This window comes from Streptomyces sp. x-19, assembly GCF_046549115.1.
GTDB classification, from domain to species: domain Bacteria; phylum Actinomycetota; class Actinomycetes; order Streptomycetales; family Streptomycetaceae; genus Streptomyces; species Streptomyces albulus_C.
Genome location: NZ_JAJPWK010000027.1, coordinates 1 through 24,377 on the forward strand (window position 1 = coordinate 1; position 24,377 = coordinate 24,377).

General features: G+C 74.6%; 24 protein-coding genes and 1 pseudogene. 13 read left to right on the forward strand and 12 right to left on the reverse strand.

Features of this window, described 5'->3' with window-relative positions; all coding sequences use genetic code 11:
* Positions 1 to 206 precede the first annotated feature (206 nt).
* From ACLJT4_RS35640 to ACLJT4_RS35655, 4 genes are all read left to right on the forward strand, one after another.
* Positions 207 to 527 carry a DMT family transporter gene (locus ACLJT4_RS35640; protein ID WP_275465192.1) on the forward strand — a complete coding sequence of 107 codons (321 nt, stop codon included), beginning with the start codon at positions 207 to 209 and terminating at the stop codon, positions 525 to 527.
* Entirely contained in the window at positions 527 to 1,090 is a 564-nt protein-coding gene (locus tag ACLJT4_RS35645; protein WP_411128883.1) for a TetR/AcrR family transcriptional regulator, read from the forward strand. Before ACLJT4_RS35640 ends, ACLJT4_RS35645 begins: the two co-directional genes overlap by 1 nt.
* Positions 1,091 to 1,205: 115 nt before the next feature.
* A complete protein-coding gene (dapD, locus tag ACLJT4_RS35650) occupies positions 1,206 to 2,195 on the forward strand; it encodes a 2,3,4,5-tetrahydropyridine-2,6-dicarboxylate N-succinyltransferase (RefSeq protein ID WP_411128885.1) in 990 nt (329 codons plus the stop codon).
* Positions 2,196 to 2,345: 150 nt separating this feature from the next.
* Positions 2,346 to 3,155: an EI24 domain-containing protein gene (locus ACLJT4_RS35655; protein WP_411128887.1), complete on the forward strand. Its 810-nt coding sequence runs from the start codon at positions 2,346 to 2,348 to the stop codon at positions 3,153 to 3,155.
* Positions 3,156 to 3,244: 89 nt separating this feature from the next.
* On the opposite strand, the gene ACLJT4_RS35660 is transcribed toward ACLJT4_RS35655, so the two are convergent.
* Positions 3,245 to 3,388: a hypothetical protein gene (locus tag ACLJT4_RS35660; protein ID WP_020929965.1), complete on the reverse strand. Its 144-nt coding sequence runs from the start codon at positions 3,386 to 3,388 to the stop codon at positions 3,245 to 3,247.
* A gap of 134 nt (positions 3,389 to 3,522) precedes the next feature.
* Positions 3,523 to 5,361, reverse strand: a complete 1,839-nt coding sequence (locus tag ACLJT4_RS35665) for an endonuclease/exonuclease/phosphatase family protein (RefSeq protein ID WP_411128889.1) — start codon at positions 5,359 to 5,361, stop codon at positions 3,523 to 3,525.
* Positions 5,362 to 5,569: 208 nt separating this feature from the next.
* Between ACLJT4_RS35665 and ACLJT4_RS35670 the strand changes: the two genes are divergently transcribed.
* Positions 5,570 to 7,078 carry a hypothetical protein gene (locus ACLJT4_RS35670; RefSeq protein ID WP_411128891.1) on the forward strand — a complete coding sequence of 503 codons (1,509 nt, stop codon included), beginning with the start codon at positions 5,570 to 5,572 and terminating at the stop codon, positions 7,076 to 7,078.
* Positions 7,079 to 7,100: 22 nt separating this feature from the next.
* Here the strand turns inward: ACLJT4_RS35670 and ACLJT4_RS35675 are convergent, their stop codons facing one another.
* A complete protein-coding gene (locus ACLJT4_RS35675) occupies positions 7,101 to 7,997 on the reverse strand; it encodes a class I SAM-dependent methyltransferase (RefSeq protein ID WP_411128893.1) in 897 nt (298 codons plus the stop codon).
* 100 nt (positions 7,998 to 8,097) lie between these two features.
* On the opposite strand from ACLJT4_RS35675, the gene ACLJT4_RS35680 reads away from it, so the two are divergent.
* Positions 8,098 to 9,114 carry an LLM class flavin-dependent oxidoreductase gene (locus ACLJT4_RS35680; protein WP_411128895.1) on the forward strand — a complete coding sequence of 339 codons (1,017 nt, stop codon included), beginning with the start codon at positions 8,098 to 8,100 and terminating at the stop codon, positions 9,112 to 9,114.
* Between the two features lie 50 nt (positions 9,115 to 9,164).
* Here the strand turns inward: ACLJT4_RS35680 and ACLJT4_RS35685 are convergent, their stop codons facing one another.
* From ACLJT4_RS35685 to ACLJT4_RS35695, 3 genes are all read right to left on the reverse strand, one after another.
* Positions 9,165 to 10,424, reverse strand: a complete 1,260-nt coding sequence (locus ACLJT4_RS35685; RefSeq protein ID WP_411128897.1) for a TerD family protein — start codon at positions 10,422 to 10,424, stop codon at positions 9,165 to 9,167.
* Between the two features lie 91 nt (positions 10,425 to 10,515).
* Positions 10,516 to 10,788 carry a GlsB/YeaQ/YmgE family stress response membrane protein gene (locus ACLJT4_RS35690; RefSeq protein ID WP_275465201.1) on the reverse strand — a complete coding sequence of 91 codons (273 nt, stop codon included), beginning with the start codon at positions 10,786 to 10,788 and terminating at the stop codon, positions 10,516 to 10,518.
* Positions 10,789 to 10,933: 145 nt separating this feature from the next.
* Positions 10,934 to 11,746: an NAD-dependent epimerase/dehydratase family protein gene (locus tag ACLJT4_RS35695; protein WP_411128899.1), complete on the reverse strand. Its 813-nt coding sequence runs from the start codon at positions 11,744 to 11,746 to the stop codon at positions 10,934 to 10,936.
* Positions 11,747 to 12,009: 263 nt separating this feature from the next.
* Here ACLJT4_RS35695 and ACLJT4_RS35700 point away from each other — a divergent pair, with 263 nt between their 5' ends.
* The gene (locus ACLJT4_RS35700; protein ID WP_411128901.1) at positions 12,010 to 12,990 is read left to right on the forward strand and encodes a 5-dehydro-4-deoxyglucarate dehydratase; all 981 of its coding nucleotides are present in this window, start codon (positions 12,010 to 12,012) and stop codon (positions 12,988 to 12,990) included.
* Complete coding sequence (locus ACLJT4_RS35705; protein WP_411128903.1) at positions 12,990 to 14,252, forward strand: hypothetical protein; 1,263 nt, start codon at positions 12,990 to 12,992, stop codon at positions 14,250 to 14,252. The genes ACLJT4_RS35700 and ACLJT4_RS35705 overlap by 1 nt, the downstream gene beginning before the upstream one ends.
* A gap of 17 nt (positions 14,253 to 14,269) precedes the next feature.
* On the opposite strand, the pseudogene ACLJT4_RS35710 reads toward ACLJT4_RS35705, so the two are convergent.
* The 3 genes and pseudogenes from ACLJT4_RS35710 to ACLJT4_RS35720 all read right to left on the reverse strand — a co-directional run.
* Positions 14,270 to 15,031, reverse strand: a pseudogene (locus ACLJT4_RS35710) (class F sortase); the annotation flags it as partial.
* Between the two features lie 24 nt (positions 15,032 to 15,055).
* Entirely contained in the window at positions 15,056 to 15,712 is a 657-nt protein-coding gene (locus ACLJT4_RS35715) for a hypothetical protein (RefSeq protein WP_411128905.1), read from the reverse strand.
* A 195-nt stretch (positions 15,713 to 15,907) separates the two neighbouring features.
* Positions 15,908 to 16,678 carry an IclR family transcriptional regulator gene (locus tag ACLJT4_RS35720; protein WP_411128907.1) on the reverse strand — a complete coding sequence of 257 codons (771 nt, stop codon included), beginning with the start codon at positions 16,676 to 16,678 and terminating at the stop codon, positions 15,908 to 15,910.
* 136 nt (positions 16,679 to 16,814) lie between these two features.
* On the opposite strand from ACLJT4_RS35720, the gene ACLJT4_RS35725 reads away from it, so the two are divergent.
* Positions 16,815 to 18,416, forward strand: coding sequence for an aldehyde dehydrogenase family protein (locus ACLJT4_RS35725; protein ID WP_411128909.1), 1,602 nt, complete (start codon positions 16,815 to 16,817; stop codon positions 18,414 to 18,416).
* Between the two features lie 8 nt (positions 18,417 to 18,424).
* On the forward strand, positions 18,425 to 18,961 hold the full coding sequence (locus ACLJT4_RS35730; protein WP_411128911.1) for a GNAT family N-acetyltransferase: 537 nt from the start codon (positions 18,425 to 18,427) through the stop codon (positions 18,959 to 18,961).
* On the opposite strand, the gene ACLJT4_RS35735 is transcribed toward ACLJT4_RS35730, so the two are convergent.
* The gene (locus tag ACLJT4_RS35735) at positions 18,915 to 19,598 is read right to left on the reverse strand and encodes a class I SAM-dependent methyltransferase (RefSeq protein ID WP_411128913.1); all 684 of its coding nucleotides are present in this window, start codon (positions 19,596 to 19,598) and stop codon (positions 18,915 to 18,917) included. The two genes, ACLJT4_RS35730 and ACLJT4_RS35735, sit on opposite strands and share 47 nt — an antisense overlap.
* Before the next feature lie 136 nt (positions 19,599 to 19,734).
* Between ACLJT4_RS35735 and ACLJT4_RS35740 the strand changes: the two genes are divergently transcribed.
* From ACLJT4_RS35740 to ACLJT4_RS35750, 3 genes are all read left to right on the forward strand, one after another.
* Positions 19,735 to 20,439, forward strand: a complete 705-nt coding sequence (locus tag ACLJT4_RS35740; RefSeq protein WP_411128915.1) for a DsbA family oxidoreductase — start codon at positions 19,735 to 19,737, stop codon at positions 20,437 to 20,439.
* A gap of 72 nt (positions 20,440 to 20,511) precedes the next feature.
* Positions 20,512 to 21,585, forward strand: coding sequence for an aminotransferase class V-fold PLP-dependent enzyme (locus tag ACLJT4_RS35745; protein ID WP_411128917.1), 1,074 nt, complete (start codon positions 20,512 to 20,514; stop codon positions 21,583 to 21,585).
* A gap of 141 nt (positions 21,586 to 21,726) precedes the next feature.
* On the forward strand, positions 21,727 to 22,797 hold the full coding sequence (locus ACLJT4_RS35750; RefSeq protein ID WP_411128919.1) for an alkene reductase: 1,071 nt from the start codon (positions 21,727 to 21,729) through the stop codon (positions 22,795 to 22,797).
* Between the two features lie 135 nt (positions 22,798 to 22,932).
* Here the strand turns inward: ACLJT4_RS35750 and thpD are convergent, their stop codons facing one another.
* Complete coding sequence (gene thpD / locus ACLJT4_RS35755; RefSeq protein ID WP_411128921.1) at positions 22,933 to 23,835, reverse strand: ectoine hydroxylase; 903 nt, start codon at positions 23,833 to 23,835, stop codon at positions 22,933 to 22,935.
* An 80-nt stretch (positions 23,836 to 23,915) separates the two neighbouring features.
* On the reverse strand, positions 23,916 to 24,326 hold the full coding sequence (locus ACLJT4_RS35760; protein ID WP_016577186.1) for an ectoine synthase: 411 nt from the start codon (positions 24,324 to 24,326) through the stop codon (positions 23,916 to 23,918).
* Positions 24,327 to 24,377 lie beyond the last annotated feature (51 nt).

Genomic DNA, 24,377 nt, shown 5'->3' on the forward strand with positions numbered 1-24,377 from the left:
CGGCGGCGCGCCGCTGCGCGCGGGGGGCTTCCCGCTCTGCGGGGCCCTCCGGCGGCCCCCCGCCCGCTCCCCCGGGGCGGCCCCCCCGGTGCGCGGGGGGCCACGGCCGTGGTGTCGTTGTGGGCTCCGACGCCGGTCGGTGCGGTCACGGCGGGGGCGCTCCTCGTTGTGTACGCCCGTACGCAACGCTGTGTACGCTCGTCCGCATGGCCTACCTGACGCTCGCCGGCGCGATCCTCTCCGAGATCCTCGCCACCACCTTGATGAAGTACAGCCACGGCTTCAGCAAGCTGTGGCCCTCGCTCGGCACCGCCCTCGGGTACGTGCTGGCCTTCACGCTGCTCGCCCAGACCCTGAAGACGATGAGCGTCGGGACCGCGTACGCGATCTGGGCCGGGGCCGGCACCGCGCTGATCGCCGCCATCGGCATGGTGTTCCTGGGCGAGAGCACCAGCGCGCTCAAGATCCTCGGGGTACTGCTGGTGATAGCCGGGGTCGTGGTGCTCAACCTCGACGGGGCGCACTGATGGCCCGCCGCTACGACCCGGACCGGCGACAGCGGATCATCGACGCGGCGATCGCGGTGGTCCGGGAGCGGGGCATCGCCGGGCTCAGCCACCGCGCGGTGGCCACCGCGGCGGACGTCCCGCTGGGTTCCACGACGTACCACTTCGCGACCCTCGACGACCTGCTGGTCGCCGCGCTGCGGCAGGCCAACGGCTGGTGGCTGGCGGACTTCGCGCGCTGGGTGGACGGGATCGACCCGTCCGTGCCGCTCGCCGACGAGGCGGCCCGCCTGGTCGCCGAGACCCTCGCCGGGGACCGGGCGCGGGTGGAGCTGGAGTACGAGCTGTACCTGGCGGCGCTGCGCCACGAGGCGGTCCGGCCGATCGCGGCCGAGTGCCTGGACGAGATGGTGACGCTGCTCGCCCGGCGGACCGGTGACCGGGCCGCCGCCCGGGCGGTGGTGGCCTTCACCGACGGGCTGATGCTCCAGCACCTGCTCACCGGGCAGCCCTTCCAGCCGGACGTGGTGCGCGAGGGGTTGGCGGGGGTGCTGGGGCCGTCCGGTGACCGGTCGGCGGGGTAGGCGCGGTCGCGCGCCCACCGCCGTGCGAGCTGGGCCCCGGGGGCGAGCGCACGGCCGGGGACCGATCGCTGAGACCGGTTCGCCACCACGGGCCGGCTCCGGTTAGGTTTCCAGCATGACCGATGCTGCAACTCCCCGTACCACCGGCGCCGTCGCCGCCGGGCTCGCCACCGTCGCCGCCGACGGCACCGTTCTCGACACCTGGTTCCCCGCGCCCGAGCTGGTCGACGCGCCCGGCCCGGCCGGCACCGAGCAGCTGGCGGACGACCGCGCCACCGAGCTGCTGGGCGCCGCCGCCCTGAAGGCCATCGGCCCGGACCCGGTCCGCGGCGTGGAGGTCGTGGCCGTCCGCACGGTCATCGCCTCCCTGGCGGACAAGCCGCTGGACGCGCACGACGCCTACCTGCGCCTGCACCTGCTCAGCCACCGCCTGGTCAAGCCGCACGGCCAGAGCCTGGAGGGCGTCTTCGGCCTGCTGGCCAACGTCGCCTGGACCTCGCTCGGCCCGGTGCCCGTCGACCAGCTGGAGACGGCCCGGTTGAACGCCCGCGCCGAGGGCCTGCACCTCCAGGTCACCAGCGTCGACAAGTTCCCGCGGATGACCGACTACGTGGCGCCCGCCGGCGTCCGGATCGCCGACGCCGACCGGGTGCGGCTGGGCGCCCACCTCGCGGCCGGCACCACCGTCATGCACGAGGGCTTCGTCAACTTCAACGCCGGCACGCTGGGCACCTCGATGATCGAGGGCCGGATCAGCGCCGGCGTGGTGATCGGCGACGGCAGCGACATCGGCGGCGGCGCCTCCACGATGGGCACCCTCTCCGGCGGCGGCAAGCAGATCATCGCGATCGGCGAGCGCTGCCTGCTCGGTGCCGAGTCCGGCATCGGCATCGCGCTGGGCGACGAGTGCGTGGTCGAGGCCGGTCTGTACGTGACCGCGGGCACCCGCGTCACGCTGCCCGACGGCCAGATCGTCAAGGCGCTGGAGCTCTCCGGCGCCGACAACATCCTCTTCCGCCGCAACTCCACCACCGGCGCCGTGGAGGCCCGTCCGAACAAGGCGGTCTGGGGCGGTCTGAACGAGATCCTGCACAGCCACAACTGACCGGGCACCGTCCCACGGTCATCGCCCCGGGCCCGGCGGCCACCCCGCCGGGCCCGGGGCGTGTTTTCGTCCGATCCCGTCGGGGCCCGCGGCCGGTCGGTTGTTGTCCCGGACCGGTCAACTGGCGCACCGCGCCGATAGGGTGACCCCATGCGTGATCTTGTAGCGGGGATGCGGTACCTGGGCCGGGGCGTGCGCTGGGTCGCGGGGCACGGCCGGTGGTGGGGGTTCGGATTGCTGCCCGCGCTGGTCGCGCTGGTGCTGTACGCGGGGCTGCTCACCGTGCTGGGGCTGTACTCCGGCGACCTCGCCGCCTGGGCGACGCCGTTCGCCGACGGCTGGGGCGCGCCGTGGCAGGGGCTGCTGCGCGGGCTGTTCGTGGCGCTGCTGTTCGCCGGCGGACTGACGCTGTCGGTGCTGACCTTCACCGCCGTCACGCTGCTGATCGGCGAACCCTTCTACGAGTCGCTCTCGGAGCGGGTCGAGGAGAGCGAGGGCGGCTGCCCGCCCGGGCCGGACCGCCCGTTGTGGCGGGAGATCGCCGTCGCGCTGCGGGACATGGTGCACGTGCTGCTGCGGGCCGCCGGTTTCGGGGTGCTGCTCTTCCTGCTGGGCTTCCTGCCGTTCGTCGGCCAGACCGTCGTCCCGGTCGTCGGCTTCGGGGTCTCCGGCTTCTTCCTCGCGGTGGAGCTGACCACGGTGGCCATGCAGCGCCGGGACGTGCCGGTGCGCGAACGGCTGCGGCTGCTGCGCGGCCGGCGCTGGTTGGCGGTCGGCTTCGGGACCCCGCTGGTGCTGCTGTTCCTGATCCCGTTCGCGGCGGTGGTGTTGATGCCGGGCGCGGTGGCCGGGGCGACCCTGTTGGTGCGGGAGTTGCTGCCCGTGGAGTCGGAGGCCGGGCCGGCGACGGTCGACGGGGACGAGTCCGACGGCCGGGCGGCGGTGCCCGCCGCCTGGTGACCGCGCGCCCTGCCGGCGCCCGCACGACGGGAAGCGGCCGCCGCACCCGTGAGGTGCGACGGCCGCTTCGGCGTACTGCCCTCTTCGCGTCAGTCAGCCTTGCGCGACCGCGGCTTCAGGTCCTGGGTGCGCTCTGCGGCGGACTCCTCCGCCTGCGGCCGGTGCTGCTCGGAGCGCCGCTCCGCGGCCCGGTCCTGCTTGCCCGACTTACGGTTCTGCGACTTCGGCATCATGACTCCTTTTGTCTCGCCGAAACGATGCTTACCCGCCCAGTACCGCACCCCCGGGCGCAGTTGGCCCCCGGAGGTGGGCTGGTGGAGTGAGGTGAAGGTCACCCCGGGTGAGGCGAGGGGGAGGAGTCGGGTGGTCAGGGCGTCAGGCGCAGCACCTGGGGGTCGTGGTCGCTGGTCTGGTCCGCGTACTCGGCGTTGATGTGCACCACGTCGTAGTCGGTGCGGGTCAGTGCCTTGCTGGTGAGCAGGTGGTCCAGCACCTGGGAGTTGCCCTGGTAGACGTAGCTGTAGCGCTCGGCGGCCGGCAGCTTGGTGACCTGGTCGGTGAGCACGCCGCCGCTGGTGAGCGTCTTCAACGCGGGGGAGAACTGGTAGTCGTTGAGGTCCCCGGCCACCACCACGTCGGCCTTGGGGTCCTTGGCCAGCAGGTCCTTGACGAAGGTGTTGACCAGCTTCGCCTGGGCGGTGCGCTGGGTCTCCGAGGTCCGGGCCGGCGGCTGGAAACGGCTGTCCAGGCCCTGGTCGCCGCCCTTGGAGTTGAAGTGGTTGGCGATCACGAAGACCCGGCGATCCGGCGCGCTGCGCAGCGCGAACTCGCCGACCAGCGGCTTGCGGCTGGCCTTCCACGCCGCGTCGGTCGGCGCGATCCGCCCCGGCGACGCGGACAGTCCGGCCCGGCCGTGGTCGTCGACCACCTTCACCGGCGTGGTCGCGTCGCCGCCCGGGACGTCCGTGAACGCCACCCGTTGCGGGTTGAACAGGAACGCCACGCGGATGTTGCCGCCGGGCTGGCCGCCGTCCTGGTCGTTCTGCGGGTCGATCGCCCGCCACTCGTAGGCCGGGCCGCCGGCCGCCTTGATGGCGTCGGTGAGCTTCTTCAGGGTGGCCCCCGCGGTCACCGTGCCGTCGTCGGTGGCGCCGCTGTCGTCCTGGACCTCCTCCAGGGCCACCACGTCGGGGGCGGCGAGGTTGTGCACCAGCCCCTTCGCCAGCCGGTCGAACTTGGTCTGCGGGTTGTCCGGGGCGAGGTTCTCGACGTTGTACGTCGCCACTGCCAACTCGCCGGCCTTCTGCTTGCGGGTGACCTCGGGCGCCGGGGTGTGCGCGGCGAGCGTGCCCAACTCGGTGGCCTGGACGGTGTAGCCGCCGAAGTTGTCGTAGTCCAGCGGGCCGGCGGTGGTGCCGTTCAGCTGGTCGCCGACGTTGGCGACCGGGAACGGCCGCTGGGAGAACGGAATGAGCGACTGCACCTTGATCCGGCCGCCGTTGGGGTCGGCGTACGACCCGTAGAGCGTGCCGCCGCGGGCGGTGCGGTGGTGCTGGGGGGTGGCGGTCACCCACAGCTCGTTGTGGGTGTTGGTGGGGCCGACCACCGGGGCGTCGGCGACCGCGACCCGCATGCCCTCCAGCGACTCCAGGCGGTCGAGCGCGTACTTCGTGGGCTGGAGGGTGCGCGCCTCGATGCTCTGGCCGCCGGCGTCCGGCGCGTACGCCGCGGGGATCGCGGACGCGTTGAGCTTGACCGGGGCCGGCAGCGGCTGGTTGCTCGCGGTGACCTTCCAGGTGGCGCCGGTGACCTCGGTGACGGACTGACCGCCGGCGTCCTTGCCGCCCGGGTAGTACTCGGTGACCGTGCCGCTGAAGGTCAGCGCGTCGCCGACCGCCACCGCGGGCGTCTCCTTTCCGGTGAAGACGAAGATCGCCTCGCTGGTGGCGGGGTCGTCGTCGGGGTGCGGGTCCTGCACCCAGAAACCGCGGGACGAGCCGAACGCCCGGATCGCGGTCACGGTGCCGGGAACGTCGCTGACCTGCTTGCCGGCCAGCGGGGATATCCGGGTCCTGCCTTGTATGTCGTGGATCCGGGTGCCGGCCGCCGAGGCGGACTGCACGCTGAGCAGGCCGCCGGTGAGGGCGGCGCAGGCGGCCACCGCACTGAGGACGACCGGTCTGCGGAGCGTACGACGGGATGGCATCAATGCCTCCGGGGAGAGGGGGGTAGGAGGGAGTGGCGGAGCGGGACCGGCGCTCGCTACGCGCGTCAATCTCCTTGGGGCGCAAGGGAGTTGTCAAGGTTCTCCCGGTGGACGGGAGCGTACGGGGAGGTGAACCGTCCGAGATGGGGAGAATTCCGTCTACGCTTGGGCGGCGCACCAGCCGCCGTCCGTCGAGGAGCTGAACCAGATGTCCGCAGACCGCCCCACCATGCCGCCGGTGCGGCTGCATTCCGAAGCGGAGCTGGCCCGTGCCGCGCTGAGCGCTCCGCTGCTGGCCAGGGCCGCCAAGCTGGCCCACTGGGCCGACTCCGGCGTCCCGGTCGGTGTCGGCGGCGAGCTGGTCGAGAAGGCGCTGGCCGCGGCCACCGAGCACCTGGGCCTGGCCGCCGACGAGGACGGCCCCGCCTACACCGCCGAGGCGTGGCAGCTGGCGGTGGACACCGGACTGGTGGAGATCACCGAGGACGAGGACGAGGACGAGGACGGTGACGCCGCCGACGCGGCGCACCTGCCCGACGACGCCGCGGTCGGCACCGCCACCCCCGGTGAGGAGCTGGGCCTGCTCACGGCCGGCGACCCGCAGGACGTCCTGGACATCTGGCTCGGCGGCATGGAGACCGTGCTCGCGGACGCGGTCGCGCCCGACCTCTCCGACATCGCCGACCAGCTCGCCGAGGGCGGCGAGCTGGACCTGGACGCGATCGACTGGAACCCCGAGGAGGAGGCCGAGCTGCTGGACGGCATCCTCGGCAACCTCTACCTCCTCAGCGCCCTGGGCGAGGACCCCGGCCAGGACGTCCCGCTGCCCGCACTGGCCGCCTCCATGATCGTTCCGGACGACATGGACGAGCCCACCGACGAGATCCTCGAAGAGGTCTCCGACGCGATGATGCGGCTCGACGACCAGTTCCGGGTGCTGGAGCCGATCGGCCTGGTCGCCTACCGGCCCGTCGACGAGGCGCTGATCGAGGAGCTGGACGAGGACGGCGAGACGGTGACCGCGGCCGAGCCGCTGGCGGACGAGGACGTCGCCCGCTACGGCCTGGTCCGGCTCACCCCGCTCGGCGTCTGGGCGGTCCGCGCCCGGATGCTCGACGCCGGCGTGGACGCCCCGGCCGTCGGCGACCTGGCCGACAAGAGCGCCGACGCCCTGCTGGCGGCGCTGCCCGACTACCCCGAGGTGCTGGCCCAGGCGGAGTCCGAGCAGTGGCTGACCGCCCGCGCCCCGCTGGACGCCGCCCGGGACCTGCTCGCGGCGGCCCGCGGCGACGACGCGCGGGGCCCGCTGCGCCGGCTCGCCGCCCAGCAGACCCTCTCGCTGGTCGCCCCCGAGGCCGAACCGGCGCTGCGCGAGGTCCTCGACGACCGGCACCTGGGCGGGCTGGCCCGGGTCTGGCTCGCCGAGCGCGGACTGCCCGACATCCCCGAGCCGTCCCAGGAGCTGGTCTTCTGGCTGACGGTGGACACCATCGCGGCCCAGCTCGGCGACGCCGACGACGAGGCGAACGCCGAACTCCGGGAGCTGGTCCAGGGGTTGAGCGACCAGCACAGTGGGTTCTTCGACGCGGTCTGGCGGGTGGACCACCCGGCTACCGCGGACGTGCTGGAGGCCATGGGCCGGCTCCACCCGGACAAGAAGGCCGCCAAGGAGGCGCGCAAGGCCGCCTTCAAGGCGCGCTCGCAGCAGGCCGGCTGAGCCGCGGCGGCCCGGCCGGCGCTCAGCCGGCCGGGGCCGCGGCCGTGATCAGGTAGTAGTCCAGCAGACCGGTCTGGTAGGCCGTCAGATACTGGCGGGGCCACTTGTCGCGCAGCTCCGGGCGTTCCGCCATGTAGCGGTCGTACGGTTCCCAGACGCCGTCGCCGATCGGCGTCACCGCGACGTCGACCAGCCCCGCCCCGTCGAGCGCCGCGGCCACGTCGTCCACCAGGTGCGTCACGTCCAGCCCGTTGGCGTACGGGGGCAGCAGTTCGGGCAGCACCCGGACCGCCTCCGGGACCCGGGCGAAGAAGGTGGCCAGCGCGAACTGGCCGCCCGGGCGCAGCACCCGCACCGCCTCCCGGGCGAAGCCGGCCAGGTCGCGGAAGTGCTGGGCGGCCTCCACGGAGTAGACGACGTCGGTGCAGGCGTCCGGCAGCGGCATCCGCTGGGCCGGGCCCAGCACGAACTCCAGCCGGCGGGGACCGGCGTCCGCCGCGAGCAGTCCGGCGTTGGCCTCCAGGGCGCGGGCGATCTGGTCCGGATGGGCGTCCAGGCCGATCACCGTGCCGAAGTCGAACTCCCGCAGGGCCAGCGCGCAGCCCAGGCCGCGCCCGCAGCCGACCTCCAGGGCGGTGCGGTCGCGCGGCCGGTCCACGGTGTCCAGCACCAACCGGTAGAGGTCCTGCTCGCTGCGGAGCCGGTCCTCCTCGGTCAGCGGCCGGCCCGCGAGCTCGGGCAGCCAGGCCCAGTAGCCGAAGTTGATGAACCCGCCGGTGAAGGCGGTGACGGCGCTGAGGTCCTCCGCGCCGTAGGTGGCGGCGACCCGCTCGGGAAGGTCCGGGCGGGCTGCGCCGTCCGGGTGGTCGGGGGGCCCGGACCGGCCGGATCCGCCGGTCGGGGGCGGCTGCTCGGTCATCGGACGCTCCTCGTGGTGAGCCGTGGGGGGAGGGGGCCGAGGGCGCGCGGGGACGGAATCCTGGGCGCGTGGCGGTGTTGAAGGGGAGGTGAGCTCGACGATGCGGACGACACAATTCTCAATCCTGGACCGCTCCCGCACCAGGGAAGGGCATCCGACCGACACGGCGTTGCGGGACACCGTGGAGCTGGCCCGGCACGCCGAGCGGCTCGGGTACCACCGGTTCTGGGTGGCCGAGCACCACGGCGTGCCCGGTGTCGCCGGCTCGGCGCCCACCGTGCTGGCCGCCGCGGTGGCCTCGGCCACCACCGCCATCCGGGTGGGCACCGGCGGGGTGATGCTGCCCAACCACCGGCCGCTGGTGGTCGCCGAGCAGTTCGGGGTCCTGGCGTCCCTCTTCCCGGGCCGGATCGACATGGGGCTGGGCCGCTCGGTCGGCTTCACCGGCGGGATCCGCCGGGCGCTGGGCACCGAGAAGGACGCCGCCGAGGGCTTCGAGGCGCAGCTGGCCGAACTGCTGGGCTACTTCACCGGCGCGCAGACCGCCCATCCCCAGGTGCACGCCCGGCCCGCCGAGGGGCTCACGGTGCCGGCGTTCGTGCTGGCCACCGGCGCGGGGGCGCAGGTGGCGGCGCGGGCCGGCCTGGCCCTGGTGATCGGCGACTTCCGGGCGCCGGAGAGGGTGCTGGCGGCGGTCGAGGAGTACCGAGCGGCGTTCCGCCCGTCCGCACTCTGGCCGCGGCCCTACGTGGTGATCTCTGGGACGGTGGCGGTGGCCGGGACGACGGCCGGGGCCCGGCGGCTGCTCGTGCCGGAGGCCCGGGCGATGGCGTTCGCGCGCACGCACGGGGTGTTCCCGCCGCTGCGGCCGGCGGCGGACGTGGAGCGGGAGGTGGCCGGGGACGGGATGTCCGCACGCGAGCGGGACGGCTACGCGGCCGCGCTGCGCGGGCACGTCCACGGCACGCCGGAGCAGGTCGCGGCGGAGCTCGGGGCGCTGGTCGAGCGGACCGCGGCGGACGAGGTGCTGGTGACGACCAGCACCTACGACCGGGCGGCGCTGCTGGAGTCCTTCGAGCGGCTGGCGGGGCTGGCGGGGCTGGCCGGTCGGGGGTGACCGGCCGTCCGGCCGGTGCGGGCCGGCGCCCGCACCGCCGGGGGAGCGCCCTACAGCGCGGCGGCCGCGGGCTTGACCATGCCGCGCACGGTGCGGGCGTCGACGAAGGAGCCGAGCGCGGTCATCTCCCACTCGCCGGAGTACTGGCGGATGAGCTTGGCCATCATCACGCCGGTCCGCGGTTCGGCGCCGGTCAGGTCGAAGCGGACCAACTCCTCGCCGGTCTGCGCGTCGGTCAGTCGGCAGTACGCCTTGGCGACGTCGGAGAACTTCTGGCCGGAGAAGGAGTTGACGGTGAAGACCAGGCCGGTGACCTCCGGGGGGATCCCGCCGAGGTGAACGGTGATCACCTCGTCGTCGCCGGCGCCGTCGCCGGTGAGGTTGTCGCCGGAGTGCTGGATCGCCGCGTCGAGGATCCGCAGCTTGCCGAAGTAGCAGCTGTCGACCTTGCCGCGGTCGGGACCGTAGGCGATCACCGAGGCGTCCAGGTCGATGCTGCGGCCGCGCCGGGCGGGCTCCCAGCCCAGGCCCATCCGGACCGTGGAGAGCAGCGGGCGGCCGTCCTTGACCAGGGAGACGGTCTGGTTCTTCTGGAGGCTGACCCGGCCCTTGTCGAGGTTGACCTTGCCGGTGGCGGGCGGGCCCGCGGGGGCCGGGGCCTGCGGCGGCGGGGCGAGCGGCGCCGGGGCACCGGCCGGGGGCGCCCATTGGTCCTGCGGGACGGGCGCCGGCGGTGCTTGCGGGGCCGGCGGGGCCGGGGGCGCCGGCGGGGCGGCCTGGGCGGCCTGGGCCTGGGGGGCGGGCGGGGCGGCCGGGGTCGCCGGTTCCTCCACGCTCACCCCGAAGTCGGTGGCGATGCCGGCGAGTCCGTCCGCGTACCCCTGGCCGACCGCACGGACCTTCCAGCCGCCGCCGCGCCGGTAGACCTCCACGACCACCAGTGCGGACTCGGCGCCCAGCTGCGGCGGGGTGAAGGTGGCCAGCACGGCGCCGCCGTCCGCGTCGCGGACCGTGCCGGTCGGCTCGGTGCCGGCGAAGGTCGCGCCGGGCGCGTCCAGGCTCGCGGTGATCACTACCTTGTCGATGTCCGCGGGCACCGCGGCGGTGTCCACCGTGATGGTGTCGCCGGCCGGCGTGGTGCCGTGGCTCACGCCCGGTCCCGCGGGCTGGTTGTAGAAGACGAAGTCGTCGTCGGAGCGCACCTTGCCGCCGGCGGTGAGCAGCAGGCCCGACACGTCCAGCCGCACGGGGGCGGTGACGGTCACCGCCACCCGCGCGGCGGTGAGCGGGAGGTTCGAGCCAGGAGTCATAGCGGTCATGCCAGCCCTAACGGTCCGGGAAGGTGCGCGGTTCCCTGCGGGTGCCGCCTCGACGGTCGGCCGGGGCGGGCGTCGGCGCCGGTCAGCGGCGGGCGCGGGAGTTGCCGAAGAGCAGCCGGTAGGCGATCAACAGGACCAGTGCACCGGCCACCGCGGAGACCCACATGGCCGGGTCGTAGAAGTCCTTGGGGATCGGGCGGTGCAGGAAGCGGGTCGAGAGCCAACCGCCGATGAAGGAGCCGGCGATGCCGATGAGGGTGGTGCCGACGAGGCCGCCCGGGTCCCGGCCCGGCAGCAGGACCTTGGCGATGACGCCCGCGATCAGGCCCAGGAGGAGCCAGCTGACGATGCCCATGGTGTGTTACCTCGTTCTCGCGTCGTGTGCTCGCGCCCGTCGGCACCTGGGTGCGGTGCCGGCGGACGTTGTGCCCTCAAGGACGCCGGGCGGTGGGAACGAGGTTCCGTACGAGGGGATATCGCCCGGGAATGGGGATGAATGGCTAGGACTGGCGCCGAAGGGGTGGGTTCGTGCAGAAGGTGCCGCCCAGGTGGGCGTGATCCGGGTCGTCGGGATCGAGTTCCCCTTGGGCGGCGAGGAGTCGTGCGGCGTAGGGCTCGGAGTCGTCCTGCGGGGCGTAGCCCAGGGCGCGGGCGCTGGACAGGTCCCACCACAGGCGGGTGTTGGCGGACGAGGCGTAGGCGACGGTGTGGCCGACGCCGTCGGCGGTGAGGGCGGCGTGCAGCAGTCGGGCGCAGTCGGCCGGGCTGAGCCACAGGGAGAGCATCCGCACCGTGGTCGGCTCCGGGAAGCAGGAGCCGATGCGCAGCGAGACGGTCTCGATCCCGTGCCGGTCCCAGTAGAGGGCGGCGAGGTCCTCGCCGAAGCCCTTGGAGAGGCCGTAGAAGGTGTCCGGGCGGTGCGGGGTGTCGACCGGGATGGCCGCGGAGCCGTCCGGCGGGCGCGGGGTGAAGCCGACGGCGTGGTTGGAGGAGGCGAAGACCACCCGCCGCACGCCCGCCTCGCGGGCCGCCTCGTAGAGCCGGTAGGTGCCCTCGATGTTGGCTCGCAGGATCTCCTCGAACGGTGCCTCCAGGGAGATGCCCGCCAGGTGGACGACGGCGTCGACCCCGTGGACCGCCGCACGCAGCGCCTCGGCGTCGGCCAACTCCGCGGTGATGGCGTCCGGTTCGCCGTCGATCGGGCGTCGGTCGAACAGCCGCAGCCGGTAGCCGTACGGCGGCAACAGGGCACGCATGAGGGTGCCGACGCCGCCGGCGGCGCCGGTGAGCAGGACGGTGCGGGGTGCGGTCACGGTGGTACTCCTCCGGCTGGGCGGCGGGTCGTCCGTACGGACCAGGATTCACGTGGGTGGACGGGGCGGACGGAGGGAAACGCTAGGGAGGGCGATCCTGACCGGTCAAGACCCTTGGCGGGACGGTCAAATCGGCTTGTACGGCGCGGCTTTGGGGCCCTTGACCGGCCCAGTTCGGCTGCAATACCGTGACGCCGTTCAGAAATATGGACGTCGATCATAAACATATACGAGAACGCGTCTGCGCACGTCAGGGAGAGCCCGTGACCGCACACCCTCGCCCGGCCGCCGCCGGGAGGTCCCCCCACCTCACCGACCGCCTCGACGGACTGCTGTTCTTCCCCGTGACCGCCTTCGCGCCCGACGGCGCACTGGACCTGGACGCCTTCCGCGCACACGTCCGCGGCGGCATCGACGCCGGCGCGGGTGCGGTGTTCGCCTGCTGCGGCACCGGCGAGTTCCACGCCCTGGCCCCCGAGGAGTACGCCGCCTGCGTCGCCGCGGCCGTCGCCGAGGCCGCCGGTCGGGTCCCGGTCCTGGCCGGCACCGGCTACGGCACCGCGCTCGCCACCCACTTCGCCCGCCTCGCGCAGACCGCCGGCGCCGACGGCCTGCTGGCCATGCCGCCGTACCTCGTCCGCGCCGACCAGCCCGGCCTGCTGCGCCACTACGCCGCCCTCGCCGCCGCCACCGCGCTGCCGGTCATCGTCTACCAGCGCGACAACGCCGTCTTCGCCCCCGACACCGTCGCCGCCCTCGCCCGCACCCCCGGCGTCATCGGCCTCAAGGACGGCCTGGGCGACCTGGACCTGCTCCAGCGCATCATCAGCGCGGTCCGCACCGACGCCGCCGGCCGGCCGTTCCGCTACTTCAACGGCCTGCCCACCGCCGAACTCACCGGCCCCGCCTACCGGGGCCTGGGCGTCCGCCTCTACTCCTCCGCCGTCTTCGCCTTCGCCCCCGAGATCGCGCTCGCCTTCCACCGGGCACTGGGCGAGGGCGACGACGCCACCACCACCCGACTGCTGGACGGCTTCTACCGGCCGCTGGTGGAACTGCGCAACGAGGGCCGCGGCTACGCCGTTTCGCTGGTCAAGGCGGGCGTGGGGCTGCGCGGCGGGCCGCCCGTCGGCGGGGTGCGCCCCCCGCTCAGCGACCCGCGGCCCGCCCACGTCGAGCGCCTGGCCCGCCTCCTGGACCACGGCCTCGAACTCGCCGCGGCCGCCCCCGGGAGCGGCGCCTGATGCGGGTCGGCGCCTTCGCCTACCCCTGGGACGTCGTCGGCGACCCGCAGGCCCCCGACCGGCTCGCCGCACTCGGCGTCCACCAGGTCACGCTGGCCGCCGCCTACCACTCCACCCGCGCCCTCACCCCGCGCCATCCCCGCCACCGCATCGTCACCGCCCGGCACTCCGCGGTCCTCTACCCGCCCGACCCGGGGCGCTGGGCGGGCCGCGCGCTGCGCCCGTACACCCAGGACTGGGTCGCCGACCCGGACCCCTTCGGCACCGCCGCGCGGGCGCTGACCGCGGCCGGCCTGGAGGTGCACGGCTGGGTGGTGCTGGCCCACAACTCCCGCCTCGGCGCCGACCACCCGTCCTCGGTCGTCCGCAACGCCTACGGCGACCGCTACCCGTGGGCGCCCTGCATCGCCCGCCCCGAGGTGCGCGACTACCTCGTCCGCCTCGCCGCGGAGGCCGCCGTCCGCCCCGGCGCCCGGGGCGTGGAGCTGGAGTCCTGCGGCTGGTACGGGCTGGCCCACCTGCACGGCCACGACAAACTCGCCGGGGTCGGGCTGGGCGGCGCCGCGGAGTACCTGATGTCGGTGTGCTGCTGCCCGGTGTGCCGCGCCGGGTACGCCGCCCTCGGCCTGCCCGGCGGCGAGGTGGCGGCCGCGGTGCGGCGGGCCCTGGAGCCGGTGTGGGCGGGGGCCGCGCGGCCGGACGGCGCCGGCCGGGCCGGGGAGTGGGCCGCCGTCGAGGACCTGCTCGGCACGGGGCCGGCCGGCGCGGTGCGCGCCTGGCGGGAGCGGGTGGCGGACGAGCTCCAGCGCGCGGTGGTGCACGCCGTGCGGGACGCCGCGGCGCACGCCTCGGTGGACGGCTTCCGGGTGCTGCTGCACGCGGACCCCGCGCCGCACCGGTGCGGGCCCAACGCCGGCGTCGACCCGGCGGGGGTCCTGGCGCACGCGGACGGGGTGGTGGTGCCCTGCACCGGGGGCGAGGGGGCCCGGGCCACGGCGCTGGGGCCGTTCGCCCGCCGCCCGGCGGGCACGACGCTGGCCGCCAACCTCACGATCATCGGCGGGATGGGCGGCAGCCCCGCCACGCTGGCCGCCGACGCCGCGCACGCCGCCGCCCTCGGCGCGGACGAACTGCGGCTCTACCACGCGGGATTGGCCGGCACGGCGGACCTGGAAGCGGTGCGGGGCGCGCTGCGGGCGCTGAACCGGTCGGCGGGCGGCCGGGCCCAGGGCAGCGGAGCGGCCTCCGCACCACTGAACTGACTTCCCGTCAGGTGCGCGAACACCACGACGTTGCCCAGGTACTCCTGCCGGGTCCGACTGAAGCCGCCGCCGCAGGTGATCAGGCGGAGCTCGGGGCGGGCGGCCTCGCCGTAGACCTTCTCGTCCGGGAAGTGCCGGCCGTCGTACACCTCCACCGCGTCGACGGTGAACACCGCGGTCCGCCCGTCCGCCCGCAGGATCCGCACGGTGTGCCCCCTCTTCAGGGCCCCCAGGCGGTAGAAGACGGCGGGGCCCGCGCGGGTGTCCACGTGCCCGGCGATCAGGGCGGTGCCGGTGACGCCGGGCGGGGTGCCCTCGGCGTACCAGCCCGCCAGGTTCCGGTTGTTCTCCGGCGGCGCGGCCAGGCTGCCGTCCCGGGCCAACCCCAGTCGGGTCAACGGCGCGTCGATGCGCAACGACGGCACGGCCACCCGCAGCGGTTCCGCGGCCGGCAGGGGCGCCACGGCCGCCCGCCCCGCGCGCGCTCCGGCGCTCGGGAAGCCCTGCGCGGCGGACGGCTGGGGCGGCGCGGTGTCCCGGGTGCCGCTGGCGATCAGCCAACCGCCGACCGCACACCCGGCGAGGGCGCCGGCGGCGGCCAGCACACCGGCCAGCCGCGCCCTGCCCGTCCGCGCCCTGCCCGTCCGCGCCCTGCCCGTCCGCGCCCCGCCCGTCTGCGCCCTGCCCGTCCGGGCCCGGCGCTCCCTGCGCCCGGCGCTCCCGCCGTCACCGGACGGTGGCGGCGGGAAACCGGGCCGTGGGGGGCCGTCGGGCGGCATGCCGACCGGGAACGGAGGGCCGGGTCAGTACCGGCCGCCGTGCCGGCGACGGCGGACCAGCCAGACCCCGGTGGCCGCGGCCACCAACACCACACCGGCGCCCGCGGCGACCTCCTTGGTGTCGATGCCGTCCTCGCTGGTGGAGCCCTCACCGGTCTTCATCTTGCCCTTGGGCGGCATGGAGGGACCGGTGCTGCCCGGTGCGGGCATCGCGGAGTGCTCCTTGGCGGGCATGCTCGGACCGGCGCTGCCGTGGCCCATGCCGGGGCTCATGCTCATGCTGGGACTGCCGCTCGCGCCGGGGCTCATGCTCGGGTCGGCGGACGCGTCCTGGGTGCCGATCCGGACCGTGCCGGTGAGCTCCTTGCCGTCGGCACACTTGCCGCCGATCCCGTAATTGCCTGGCTTCGTACCGGACTTGACCATCACCTTCCCCACCAGGGAGCCCTTGGCGGAGCCCGGGGCGAAGGTGACCGTGCCGCCGCCGAGGGCGGCGGCGTCCACACTCGCCGAGCGGCTGCTCCCGCACCCCATGGTGGAGAGGGAGACCGTGGAACCGGCCTTGGCCATGCCCGGTGAGACCTCGATGGTGCCGAAGTCGCCGGCGTGCGCCGCGGTGGCGGCCAGACCCAGGGTGGCGACGGACAGCGCGGCACCGGTGAGCAGTCGGGTGGAACGCATGGGAACAACCTCCGCGAAGCGCGGCCGTGACACAGGTGTGCCACTGGGGAAGTCGGTGGAGTTCCGCGCCTCCTCCCACGAGATAAGCCCGCGGCGGTCCGGCGGTCCTGCTGGCCTACGGAGAACGGGTGAGTGGGCCCGGTCCGCTGCTCCGTCCGGGGCCGTCGGCCCCGGTCCCCCGCCCGGCCGCCGGGGTCAGAGCCGGCGCGTCGCCAGCGTCAGCCGGTCCCGGGCGTCGAACAGCGCGTCCTTGATCGTCTGCTCGTGGGCGGGGGTCAGCCGGGCCACCGGCACCGAGCAGCTGATCGCGTCCCGGGCCGGGGTGCGGTAGGGGATCGCCACGCCGAAGCAGCGCAGGCCGACGGTGTTCTCCTCGCGGTCGACCGCGAAGCCCTGCTCGCGGACCGTGTGCAGCTCCCCGATCAGCCGCTCCCGGTCGGTGGTGGTGTGCTCGGTCAGCGCGGCCAGCGTCGGCGGCAGCATCGCCCGCACCTGGTCGTCGGTGTACGTGGCGAGCAGCGCCTTGCCCAGCGAGGTGGAGTGCGCGGGCAGCCGGCGGCCGACCCGGGTGAACGGGCGCAGGTAGTGCTGCGACTGGCGGGTGGCGAGGTAGACGACGTTGACGCCGTCGAGCCGGGCGAGGTGGATGGTCTCGGTGGTGTCGTCGGAGAGCCGGTCCAGGGTCGGCCGGGCGGCGGCCACCACCTCGTCGCCGTCGATGTACGAGGTGCCGACCAGCAGGGCGCGGACGCCGATGCCGTAGCGGGTGCCGGTGGCGTCGGTCTCCACCCAGCCGAGGTCGACCAGGGTGCGCAGCAGCATGTAGAGGCTGGACTTGGGATACCCGACGGCCTCTTGCACGGAGGCGAGGCTGTGCATGCCGGGGCGGCCCGCGAAGAATTCGAGCAACTCCACCGTGCGCACCGCGGACTTGACCTGCGCCCCACCGGCCTCGGCAGCTGACATCGCCCTTGACCCCTCTGTTCGGACAGCCATAGAGTCCCAGGTATTCATCATCTGGGACAGCGTTCAGCATATAGAACGCCATCCCGTGTGCGGCAAGGGTTCGCGCGGCCACGACATCGCCCGGGAGGAACGCACGATGACAGCAGCGGGAGCAGCGCCGGTGGCAGCACCAGTCTGGAGCGTCGACCCCCGAACCGGGAAGCGTCGGGAGCGGGTTGCGGTGGAGGCCACAGCCGACGCGGTGGACGCCGCGGTCCGCGCCGCGCACGCCACCCGCCACGCCCTCGCCGACCGCGACCGACGGGCCGCCCTGCTGCGCCGTGCCGCCGCCCTCCTCGAAGCCGACGACGCGCGGCTCGTCGCCACCGCGGACGCCGAGACCGCCCTCGGAGCGCCCCGCCTCACCGGCGAACTCGCCCGCACCGCCTACCAGTTGAGGTCCTTCGCGGACCTCGTCGACGAGGGCGGCTTCCTCGACGTCCGGATCGACCGCCCCGACCCCGGCCTCACCCCGCCCCGCCCCGACCTGCGCCGCTACAAGATCCCGCTGGGCGTGGTCGCGGTCTACGGCGCCAGCAACTTCCCGCTCGCGTTCTCCGTGCCCGGCGGCGACACCGCCAGCGCCCTCGCGGCCGGCTGCCCGGTCGTCGTCAAGGCCCACCCCGACCACCCGGCCACCGCCGAGCGATGCGCCACCCTGCTGCGCCGCGCCGCCACCGAGACCGGCCTGCCCGCGGACGTCGTGGTGCTGGTGCACGGCTTCCAGGCCGGGCTCGACCTGGTCCGCCACCCGCTGGTCGCCGCCGCCGGCTTCACCGGCTCCGTCCGCGGCGGCCGCGCCCTGCACGACGCCGCCGCGGCCCGCCCGCACCCGATCCCCTTCCACGGCGAACTGGGCAGCCTCAACCCGGTGGTGGTCACCGCGGCCGCGGCCGTCGAACGCGCCGACGCGATCGGCACGGGGCTGGCCGGCTCGATGACGCTGGGCACCGGACAGTTCTGCGTCAAGCCGGGACTGGTCCTGGTGCCCGAGGGCGCGGCCGGCGACCGCCTGCTGGCCGCCCTCACCGCGGCCGCCGGCGCCACCGGGCCGAGCGCCATGCTCGACCACCGGATGCGCGACGCCTTCCACGCCGGAGTGCACGACCGCAGCCGACTCGCCGACGTGCGGGCACCGTTGGCGCCCGTCGTCGAGGACGGCGGGCACACCGTCAGCGCCACCGTGCTCACCGTCCCCGCCGGCCGCCTCGCCACCAGCGGCCCGCACGACCTCCTCCTGGAGGAGTGCTTCGGCCCCCTCACCGTCCTCGCCCGGTACGCCGACGAGGACGAGGCCGCCGCCGTCCTCGCCCGCGTCCCCGGCACCCTCTCCGCGACCCTGCACCTGTCCACCGCAGAAAGCGCCGGCACCGACCCCGCGGGCCGCGGCGCCCGGCTGCTCGCCGCCCTCACCCCGCTCGCCGGCCGGGTCGTGGTCAACGGCTGGCCCACCGGCGTCGCGGTCGCCCCCGCCCAGCACCACGGCGGCCCCTACCCGGCCACCACCTCCACCGCCACCTCCGTCGGCGCCACCGCCGTCGAGCGCTGGCTCCGCCCGGTGGCCTACCAGGACACCCCGCCGGCCCTCCTGCCGCCCGAACTGCGCGACGACAACCCGCTGGGGCTGCCGCGCCGCGTCGACGACCGGCCCGAGCACCCGACCGCCGACCCGCCCGGCGGCCGTGCGGCAGGGGCGTAGGCCCACCGATGACCCCCACCGCCCCGCAGGTCCGCCCCGCCACCGCCGCCGACCTGGAGCCGATCGCCGCCCTGCACACCGCAGCCCGCGCCGCCTACCTCCGGGCCCGGGTGCCGGACGCGCCCTTCGACGCCCCCGCCGAACACGCCCGCTGCCGGGACACCTGGGACCGGGTGCTGCACCGCGAGGACGCCCCGACCCTGTGCGCCGTCCGGCACGACGCCGTCGTCGGCGCCGCCTCCTACCTCCCGCACGCCACCGACCCGGCCCGCCCCGCCGTCACGCTCCACCAACTGCACGTCGACCCGGCCCACTGGGGCACCGGCGTGGGCCGCGCCCTGCACGCCGCCTGCCTGCACGCCTGGCGCGCCGCCGGCCACTCCCGGGCCGTCCTCGACGTGCTCTGGCACAACCACCGCGCCCGCACCTTCTACGCCCGCCTCGGCTGGTGCCCCGACCCGGACCGCCGACCGGCCCCCGACGCCACCCACCTCGCGCTCACCCTGGCGCTGGCCCCGCCACCGCAGGCTCCCGCCGCGTCATGAGCTGGAGCCGCTCGGCGGTGCGGCCGTCCGGCGTCGGCACCACCGTGCGGCACTCCCGCAGCACCGCGAACCCGGCCGCCCGCAGCAGCCCCCGCAGCCACGGGGGCGGATGGTGCCGGAACACCCCGCCGTCCGGCATCTGGAACACCCCGTACGTCCCGAACCGCGCCGCGAACCGCTCGTAGCGCGCGCGGTTGAACGGGTCGTCCTGCAACGGCACGTCACTCACGTACAGCACCCCGCCCGGCCGCACCAGCCGCGCCAGCTCCCCGACGATCGCCCGCTGGTCGGCGTCGTCGGGGACGCAGGTGAGCACCGCGAACAGCAGCGCCGCGTCGAAGCCGCCGTCCGCGAACGGCAGCGGGAACCCCGACCACCGCAGCAGCGCCAGCCCCGGATGCGCCTGCCGCCCGCGGGCGATCAGCGCCGCCGACCGGTCCACCCCGCGCACCGCCCCGTATCCCAGCCCCACCAGCTCCGCGGTGAGCCGCCCGTACCCGCAGCCGTAGTCCAGCACCCGCGCGGTGCGCGGCACGAACTCCGCCAGCAGCGCGGGATCGATCGGGTGGGTGAAGGTCTTGGCGGCCCCGGTCGTCTCCCAGAACCCGTCGGTGCCGTGCGGTGCTGGCGTGCCCATACCGGGACGGTACCGCCGAGGGCACCGTGAACTCCCGCATGCCGCCCACCTCCGGAATAACCGCGCCCGCCGCCGCGTTGCACCGCTCCGTACCCCGACCGGTCGCCGACCGGTCCCCCCGAGGAAAGTCACCCCCATGCGCGTCGAAATCTGGTCGGACATCGCCTGCCCCTGGTGCTACATCGGCAAGGCCCGGTTCGAGGCCGGCCTGGCGGCCTTCGCCCACCGGGCGGACGTCGAGGTCGTCCACCGTTCCTTCGAGCTGGACCGGGACGCCCCGCCCGCCACCGACGTGCCGATCCTCGACATGCTGGCGTCGAAGTACGGCGTCAGCCGGGCCCAGGCCGAGGAGATGGAGGCCCGGGTCGCCGAGGCCGCCGCCGGTGAGGGGCTCGGCTACCGCTCGGACCGCATCCACGGCAACACCTTCGACCTGCACCGCCTGCTCCACCTGGCCAAGGCCCACGGGGTGCAGGACGCCCTGCTCACCGCCCTGTACCACGCCAACTTCGCCGAGGCCCGACAGCTCGGCGACCCGGCGGTGCTGACCGGGATCGCGGTCGAGGCCGGCCTGCCCGCCGACGAGGCCGCCCGGGTCCTCGCCGATCCGGACGCCTACGCCGCCGAGGTCCGCGCCGACGAGCGCACCGCCGCCGAGCTGGGCGCCACCGGCGTCCCCTTCTTCGTCATCGACCGCCGCTACGGCATCTCGGGCGCCCAGCCGGTGGACGTCTTCCACCAGGCGCTGCAGCGGGCGCACGCCGACTCCGCCGTCCAGGTGCTGGCCGCCGGCGACGCGGACGTCTGCGGGGACGGGGGCTGCGCCGTTCCGGGGGCGTGAGCCGGCCGGAACAGCTGCGGCGGGTCCGGCGCCCCGTGGACGCCGGACCCGTGACCGACCAGAGTGGGGGCCATGCAGCGACACACGGCACTGGGCGGGGACGAGTTCGCGCCCGAGACGGTCTACCTGAACTCGGCGTCGAGCGGGCTGCTGCCCGCGCGGACCGCCGCCGCGGTGCGGGACGCGCTGGCGGAGTCGGCGTCGCACGGGACGATGGGGCGCGACTACCTCGGGACGGCGGACCGGGCGCGCGGGGCGTTCGCGCGGCTGATGGGGGTGGAGGCGGAGCGGGTGGCGGTGGGCAGTTCGGTCGCGGTCCGCTCGGCGTTCGTCGCCGCGTCGCTGCCGGCCGGCAGCGAAGTGCTGGTCACCGAGGGGGACTTCAGCTCGTTGGTGAACCCGCTGATGGCGCACGGCGGCTGCACGGTGCGGGCGGTGCCGCGGGAGGCGCTCGCCGAGGCGGTGCGCCCCCGGACCGCACTGGTCGCGCTCAGCGCGGTGCACCCCCAGGACGGCCGGATCGCCGACCTGGCCGCCGTCCGGGACGCCGCCCGGGCGCACGGGGCGCTGACCTACGTCGACGTCACGCAGGCGGCGGGCTGGTTGCCGGTGCCGCTCGCCGACTTCGACTACGCGGTGTGCGGCGCCTACAAGTGGCTGCTGTGTCCGAAGGGGACGACGTTCACCGTCTTCGGCGGCGAGCGCGGCGAGTTGGGCGGCCCCGGATGGCCGGTGCCGGCGCACGCCGGATGGGTCGCGGGCGAGGACCCGGGGGAGTCGAACTACGGCCCCATCGACCGGCCGGCGCCGACCGCCCGCCGCTACGACGAACCGCACGCCCACTACGCCTACGTGGGCGCCGAGCACTCCCTCGGGCTGCTCGCGGAGATCGGGCTGGCGACCATCCACGCGCACGACGTGGCGCTCGCCGAGCAGTACCGGGCGGGGCTGGTGGCGGCCGGCTTCACCCCGCGGGCCGCGCCCGGCTCCGCGATCGTCTCCACCCCCGGGCTGGCGGACGCCGAACCGCGGCTGGCCGCGGCCGGGGTGCGGGTCGCGGTCCGCGGCGGGCTGCTCCGGGCGGCGTTCCACCTCTACAACTCCCGCGCGGACGTCGACCGGGCGCTCGAACTGTTGGTTTCGTAACGCCTCGATTGTCCCCGTTGCCGTGGTGTTTTTGCAGGCCAGGGGGGCGTGGCCGGGGATGCGGAGGCTGATCTAATGGCCAAGGCGGCAGCTCGAACAGGTGAGTTGGCGCCCCGTGTCCCCCCAGCTGAGAGGCCGCCAGTGACCACCGCGTTCGACCCCATAGAACTCGCCGGCATCCCGCTCGCCAACCGCATCGTGATGGCGCCGATGACCCGCAACCGCGCCACCGAGGCGGGCGTTCCCACCCCCTCGATGGTCACGTACTACACCCAGCGGGCGTCGGCCGGCCTGATCGTCACCGAGGCCACCCAGACCGAGGTGGTCGGGCGCGGCTACCCGCTCACGCCGGGTCTGCACACCGCCGAGCAGGTCGCGGGCTGGCGCCGGGTCACCGACTCCGTCCACGCGGCCGGCGGTCGGATCTTCGCCCAGTTGTGGCACGGCGGCCGGATCGGCCACCCGGTGCTGCTGCCCGACGGACTGGAGCCGGTCGGCCCGTCCGCGGTCCGGGCGGCCGGCCAGGGCTTCACCCAGAACGGTCCGACGGACTTCGTCACCCCGCGCGAGCTGACCGACGAGGAGATCCGCGCGACCGTCGACGGGTTCGCGGCCGCGGCCCGCAACGCCATCGAGGCCGGCTTCGACGGGGTGGAGATCCACGGCGCCAACGGCTACCTCGTCCACCAGTTCCTGGCCCCCAACGCCAACCTGCGCACCGACGCGTGGGGCGGCTCCGACGCGGCCCGCGCCCGGTTCGCCATCGAGGTGGTCAAGGCGGTCGCCGAGGCGGTCGGCGCGCACCGCACCGGTCTGCGGCTCTCGCCCGGCAACCCGTTCAACGACATCGCCGAGCCCGAGCCGGAGGCCACCTACACCGCGCTGCTGGACGCCGTCTCCCCGCTCGGCCTGGCCTACCTGCACACCTGCGACGTCCACGACCTTCAGCTGCTGGCCCGGCTGCGGAAGCGGTTCGACGGCCCGTTCCTGCTCAACCCGGCCACCGTCGGTCGCCCCACCGGCCCCGAGGAGCTGTCGCTCGTCGAGCAGGGCGACGCCGATCTGCTGGCGTACGGCGCGCTGTTCATCGCCAACCCCGACCTGCCCCGCCGCCTGGCGGCCGGCGGCCCGTTCAACGTCCCGGAGCGGTCCAGCTTCTACGGCGGCGACGACCACGGCTACCTGGACTACCCGGCTCTGGACGATAACTGACGTCACGTCAGTTCGAAGGTTCGCGTCGACCGGCTCAACGCGGACGGCCGCCGCACAGTGCCACGAGGGGACTGTGCGGCGGCCGTCCGCCGTCCGGGGGCCGCCTGCCGCCGGGGCGGGCGGGCCGACGGTTTCCTACTTGACCGGTGCGAACGGGGCCCGCGCCCCGATGTACTCCGGGCGCCTGACCGGCGCCGCGAACGGCTCCACGGCGGTGTTCTCCATGCTGTTGAAGACGATGAAGACGTTGCTGCGCGGGTAGGGCGTGATGTTGTCGCCGGAGCCGTGCATGGCGTTGCAGTCGAACCACGTCGCCGAGCCGGCCTTGCCGGTGAACAGCCGGATGCCGTGCCGGTCCGCCAGCGTCGTCAGCGTCCCGTCGGACGGCGTGCCCGCGTCCTGCATCTGCAGCGACTTCTTGTAGTTGTCCTTCGGGGTGGCGCCCTCGCACCCGACGAAGTGCCGGTGCGACCCCGGCATGATCATCAAGCCGCCGTTGGTGTCGTAGTTCTCGGTCAGCGCGATCGACACCGACACCGTGCGCATGTGCGGCAGGCCGTCCTCGGCGTGCCAGGTCTCGAAGTCCGAGTGCCAGTAGAAGCCGGAGGCACCGAACCCGGGCTTGACGTTGATCCGCGACTGGTGAACGTAGACGTCCGAGCCGAGGATCTGGCGGGCCCGGCCCACCACGCGCGGATCGGAGACCAGCCGTGCGAACACGTCGCTGATCCGGTGCACTTCGAAGACCGAGCGGACGTCCTGCGACTGCGGCTCGACGATCGAGCGCGGGTCCGCGCGCGTCGCCGGGTCGTGCACCAGCCGGTCCAGCTCGGCGCGGTACACCGCGACCTCGCCCGCGGTGAGCAGCTCCGGCATGGCGAAGAAGCCGTCACGGTCGAAGTCGCTCAGCTCGGACGCGGCGAAGGGGCCCGCCGCGCCGGGCTGCGACCACACCACCGGGTCCTGCCGCGGGGTGATGACCTCTGAGGTCCCACGGGTCGGGTACAGGTCGGCGGTGCGCTCGGGTGCGGTGGTCATGGTGGTGCCTTCCTCTCCTCTCGTACGGAATCTCACTGCGTCACGGTGACGCCGGACGGTGGACGGTCCGGTGTCCGCGCTCAGCTCGCCTCGGGTTCGGGCTCGGTGAGCAGCGGGTAGACGCCGTTCTCGTCGTGGTCCTCACGACCGGTGACCGGCGGGTTGAAGACGCACAGGCAGCGGAAGTCCTCCTTGATCCGCATGGTGTGCTTCTCGTGGCCGTTGAGCAGGTACATCACGCCGGGCGTGATGAGGTGCTTCTCGCCGGTCTCGTCATTGGTCAGCTCGGCCACGCCCTCCGTGCAGACCACGGCCTCGATGTGGTTGGCGTACCACATCGACGTCTCGGTGCCGGCGTAGAGGACGGTCTCGTGGAGCGAGAAGCCGACCCGCTCCTTGGCGAGCACGATGCGCTTGCTCTCCCACGTGCCGGACTTGGCCTTGACGTGGCGGTCGGTGCCTTCGATGTCCTTGAACGAGCGGACGATCATGGTGCGTTGGATGCCTTTCTGTGGAACGGTGAGGAGCGTCGGACGACGGGT

Coding starts and splice junctions, on each gene's coding strand:
- ACLJT4_RS35640 (WP_275465192.1), top strand. CDS start 207: ATGGCCTACCTGACGCTCGCCGGCGCGATCCTCTCCGAGATCCTCGCC.
- ACLJT4_RS35645 (WP_411128883.1), top strand. CDS start 527: ATGGCCCGCCGCTACGACCCGGACCGGCGACAGCGGATCATCGACGCG.
- dapD (WP_411128885.1), top strand. CDS start 1,206: ATGACCGATGCTGCAACTCCCCGTACCACCGGCGCCGTCGCCGCCGGG.
- ACLJT4_RS35655 (WP_411128887.1), top strand. CDS start 2,346: ATGCGTGATCTTGTAGCGGGGATGCGGTACCTGGGCCGGGGCGTGCGC.
- ACLJT4_RS35660 (WP_020929965.1), bottom strand. CDS start 3,388: ATGATGCCGAAGTCGCAGAACCGTAAGTCGGGCAAGCAGGACCGGGCC.
- ACLJT4_RS35665 (WP_411128889.1), bottom strand. CDS start 5,361: ATGCCATCCCGTCGTACGCTCCGCAGACCGGTCGTCCTCAGTGCGGTG.
- ACLJT4_RS35670 (WP_411128891.1), top strand. CDS start 5,570: ATGTCCGCAGACCGCCCCACCATGCCGCCGGTGCGGCTGCATTCCGAA.
- ACLJT4_RS35675 (WP_411128893.1), bottom strand. CDS start 7,997: ATGACCGAGCAGCCGCCCCCGACCGGCGGATCCGGCCGGTCCGGGCCC.
- ACLJT4_RS35680 (WP_411128895.1), top strand. CDS start 8,098: ATGCGGACGACACAATTCTCAATCCTGGACCGCTCCCGCACCAGGGAA.
- ACLJT4_RS35685 (WP_411128897.1), bottom strand. CDS start 10,424: ATGACTCCTGGCTCGAACCTCCCGCTCACCGCCGCGCGGGTGGCGGTG.
- ACLJT4_RS35690 (WP_275465201.1), bottom strand. CDS start 10,788: ATGGGCATCGTCAGCTGGCTCCTCCTGGGCCTGATCGCGGGCGTCATC.
- ACLJT4_RS35705 (WP_411128903.1), top strand. CDS start 12,990: ATGCGGGTCGGCGCCTTCGCCTACCCCTGGGACGTCGTCGGCGACCCG.
- ACLJT4_RS35715 (WP_411128905.1), bottom strand. CDS start 15,712: ATGCGTTCCACCCGACTGCTCACCGGTGCCGCGCTGTCCGTCGCCACC.
- ACLJT4_RS35720 (WP_411128907.1), bottom strand. CDS start 16,678: ATGTCAGCTGCCGAGGCCGGTGGGGCGCAGGTCAAGTCCGCGGTGCGC.
- ACLJT4_RS35725 (WP_411128909.1), top strand. CDS start 16,815: ATGACAGCAGCGGGAGCAGCGCCGGTGGCAGCACCAGTCTGGAGCGTC.
- ACLJT4_RS35730 (WP_411128911.1), top strand. CDS start 18,425: ATGACCCCCACCGCCCCGCAGGTCCGCCCCGCCACCGCCGCCGACCTG.
- ACLJT4_RS35735 (WP_411128913.1), bottom strand. CDS start 19,598: ATGGGCACGCCAGCACCGCACGGCACCGACGGGTTCTGGGAGACGACC.
- ACLJT4_RS35740 (WP_411128915.1), top strand. CDS start 19,735: ATGCGCGTCGAAATCTGGTCGGACATCGCCTGCCCCTGGTGCTACATC.
- ACLJT4_RS35745 (WP_411128917.1), top strand. CDS start 20,512: ATGCAGCGACACACGGCACTGGGCGGGGACGAGTTCGCGCCCGAGACG.
- thpD (WP_411128921.1), bottom strand. CDS start 23,835: ATGACCACCGCACCCGAGCGCACCGCCGACCTGTACCCGACCCGTGGG.
- ACLJT4_RS35760 (WP_016577186.1), bottom strand. CDS start 24,326: ATGATCGTCCGCTCGTTCAAGGACATCGAAGGCACCGACCGCCACGTC.